The 1,603-nt window shown below is 66.0% G+C and carries 2 protein-coding genes; both read right to left on the reverse strand.

The genetic code is table 11. From position 1 onward, the window contains the following. Positions 1-1,131 (reverse strand): FGGY family carbohydrate kinase (locus AB1609_23465; protein ID MEW6049393.1); only part of this gene is annotated, 1,131 nt, incomplete at its 3' end. Positions 1,132-1,163: 32 nt separating this feature from the next. Then, the coding region (locus AB1609_23470) for a hypothetical protein (GenBank protein ID MEW6049394.1) at positions 1,164-1,603 on the reverse strand (440 nt) is incomplete at its 5' end.

The raw sequence follows: 1,603 nt of genomic DNA on the forward strand, positions 1-1,603 counted from the left end.
GAGGTTCCCCCGCTTGTGATCGGCGCTGAGGTTGAGAAAGGCAGCCCGGGCAAAGGTGTCGGTGAAGGGCACCCTCTCGCCATAGAGCCACGGGGTGAACAGAAGGTAGCCCGACCCCGCAGGCGCACCCTCGGCCTCCCCGTCCAGCAGGGTATACACCTCGTCAAAAGACATGTGCCGGAGCTCGTTACGGTAGAACTCCTCGGCAATCCAGCGGACACAGCCGCCAGCCGTCTCCATCTGGGCATGCAAGAAGTTGAGCTCGGGATCCGCAGCCTGAATGACCACCGCGCCGTGCCTGCCAGCGAAAGTACGCCTGGTGATGACCGAAACCCACGCAGACGTGCCCAGGTACACGTGACCGTCTCCCTCGTCCACCGCTCCCGCCCCCACCGCTGCGGCCGGGGCATCTCCAGCACCGGCCACCACCGGCGTCCCTTCGAGGAGGCCACAGTCAGAAGCGGCCTGGCGCGTCAGCGCCCCCACCACGTCGGTCGACCTGACGAGGGGCGGCAGCTTCCCCGGATCAATCCCCACGTACCGCATGATCCCGGTGAGCCAGATCTTCCGCTTGAGATCCAGCCCGAACACGCCAGCTCCGCTCAGTTCCATCACCATCCGGCCGGTGCTCCGGTAAAGGAGGTAGCCTCCCACGTCAACAAAGCAAACCATCCGCCGGTAGACGTCAGGCTCGTGATGCTTGAGCCACAGGAGTTTGGGAATCCCGTCCTTACCGCAGAGAGGTGTTCCGGCAACCGCAGCGAAGAGAGCGGAACCCCCGAACCTGGCCATCACACCGCGGGCCTCCCGGGCTGCCCGATTGTCCATCCAAATGATCGCCCGGCGCAGAGGCTCGCCCCCGGAAGTCATGGGAACTATACCCAATTGCTGGGTGCTGTAGGTGAGGCACAGGATCTCACGGGGGGACACGCCGCAGCGCTCAAGAAGCTCCCGCGTACCGCTCGAGACAGCCTCCCACCAATCCTCGGGGTCCTGCTCCGCCCACCCGGGCGCGGGGTAGTGGACCGGGTAAGGGCGAAAAACCTTCCCAACCACGGTGCCATCGGGCCCAACCAGCACCGACTTGCTCCCCCCGGTACCCACATCGTGGGAGAGGATGTATTCGGCCATCGGCGCTCCCCCCGTGGATGACCCTCCGCGCCCTACGGGCCAGGCCTGACCATGTTCACAGCCGACATGAGATCTAGCGTCTGAACCGGCCCACCCTCGGATATCCTCTGGATGGTGACGGGCAGGCCGCGCAGCCCCTCACCGGCCAGCACCTCCTGCGCCAGTTCGAACAGCTCGAGGGGATCGACACACGCCTCCGGCGGCAGCACGCCCCGGGCAGGAAGCTTCCCCCGTTCGACGAGAATCGCACCCATGGCCGCCGGGATACCGGTGGCCTCGCCCATCCCCTGGCCCCGGGAGGCGAGACTGATCACGTAGGTCAGCGGTTCTCCCCTTTGCGTCCCGCGGACCACCATCTTCAGGCACCCGACGGGCTCCTTGAGCCCTGCCTCCTCGAGCAGCCTCGGCCTCTGGGCGAGCACGTAAGAAATGGTGAACTCCCGCGGGATCACCTGTCGCCCCTGTACGTCCA

This window comes from Bacillota bacterium (assembly GCA_040754675.1).
Lineage (GTDB): Bacteria > Bacillota > Limnochordia > Limnochordales > Geochordaceae > Geochorda.